Origin of the sequence: Dietzia sp. SLG310A2-38A2, assembly GCF_014145095.1 — a bacterium.
Lineage (GTDB): Bacteria > Actinomycetota > Actinomycetes > Mycobacteriales > Mycobacteriaceae > Dietzia.
In genome coordinates, this window is the sequence record NZ_JAALDX010000545.1 from 3,888 (window position 1) to 5,360 (window position 1,473).

General features: G+C 71.7%; 4 protein-coding genes. All 4 read left to right on the forward strand.

Annotated elements, in window-relative coordinates:
- A partial coding sequence (locus G6027_RS17685; protein WP_206682514.1) for a hypothetical protein occupies positions 1 to 361 on the forward strand: 361 nt, incomplete at its 5' end.
- An 11-nt stretch (positions 362 to 372) separates the two neighbouring features.
- Positions 373 to 801, forward strand: coding sequence for a CrcB family protein (locus G6027_RS17690; RefSeq protein WP_182638283.1), 429 nt, complete (start codon positions 373 to 375; stop codon positions 799 to 801).
- Between the two features lies 1 nt (position 802).
- Positions 803 to 1,240 (forward strand): fluoride efflux transporter CrcB, encoded by a 438-nt coding sequence (gene crcB / locus G6027_RS17695; protein WP_182638284.1) that lies wholly within the window; start codon positions 803 to 805, stop codon positions 1,238 to 1,240.
- A gap of 26 nt (positions 1,241 to 1,266) precedes the next feature.
- On the forward strand, positions 1,267 to 1,473 hold a 207-nt coding region (locus G6027_RS17700), incomplete at its 3' end, for a 2'-5' RNA ligase family protein (protein WP_277612364.1).

Below are 1,473 nucleotides of genomic sequence, written 5' to 3' on the forward strand. Positions count from 1 at the left end.
CTCGGCCACGACGCCGCTTCCGGAGGACGTGGCCGTGGACACGGTGGACGAGTTCTGCGCCGTGATGTACCCGCACAAGGGCTCCCGAGCACCGCTGCCGGTGACGATCCGGCTGCGCGCCGTGCTCCACGCCCCCGAGGGTCTGGCGACGGGCGCCGAGCCGGTGGGTGCGACGGCCTCGGGCGATCTCGAGTGGGAGCTGCCCGGCGCCGACGGGACCGGGGAGGTCGAGGTGTCGGGTTCGCCGGAGTCGCTCGCGCTCCTGCTGTGGGGAAGGCTCGGCGCCGAGGACGCGGGGCTGGAGATCTCCGGCGACCGCGCGGGCCTCGAGGCCGCCCTGGAGGCCGGACTCGCGGGGTGAGGCCGCCCGTTGTGAGTCTTCCGGTCGCGATGGGGCTGGTGGCGCTGGGCGGGGCCGTGGGTTCCTATGCGCGGGCCATCGTGTCGTTCGCGTTCCCCGAGGCAGCGCTCACCGCGACCCTCGCCGTGAACCTGGTCGGCGCGTTCGTCCTGGGTCTGCTGTTGACCTGGCTCGCCGGCGGTGGGGACCGGGACGGTGGGAACCAGGTCGTGGGACGACGACGACACCGTGCGCGGTTGCTGGTGGGTACCGGCTTCTGCGGCGGTTTCACCACGTACTCCCTCATCGCACTGCAGGCCGCGGAGCTCGTGCAGGTGGGCGATGCACCCATGGCCGCCCTCTACTGCGCCGGCACGCTCGCCCTCGGCGCGGTGGCCACGATGCTCGGGATCGTGCTTGCGTCGCGGCGGCGACCGGACCCGAGCCCGGCGGTCTCGTGACATGACATTCCTGAACTTGCCTCTGGTGTCGATTTCGTGGAGCGATGCGGTGCTGGCCGGGTGGATCGCACTCGGGGGAGGCGCCGGGGCGGCGTTGCGGTACGTGGTGGACGTGGCCGTGTCCTCGCGCTGGCGGCGCCCGTTCCCCCTGGCGACGTTTCTGATCAACCTGTCGGGCTCGCTGGCTCTCGGGTTGCTCGTGGGGTGGTTCTACGCCGGCGAGTGGGGCCCGGGCTGGTCGCATGCAGCCCCGATGATCGGCACCGGCCTCCTCGGTGGATACACGACGTTCTCCACCGCGAGCTATGACACCCTCCGCCTGGCCCGGGACGCGCGGGTCGGTATGGCGCTGGCCTACGCGGTGGGCACGATGCTCGCGACCGTTCTCGCTGCCTTGCTGGGCTTGTGGCTGGGCGCGTGGTGGGCCACCGTGGTGTGAGAGGTGCAGAGGGGAGTCGGTCGCGCATGGGTCATCGGATGTTCGTCGCGGTCCTGCCGCCGAACGAGGTCCGCGAGGAACTCGAGCGGTTTCTCGAGCCGCGGCCGGGCCTGGCGTGGACCAACCCCTCGCAGTGGCACCTCACGCTGACCTTCTGCCCGGATGTCGACGAGTGGCGGATCGACCACCTCGCCGACAGGCTCGGCTCGGTGGCCCGTAGACACGAGCCGCTT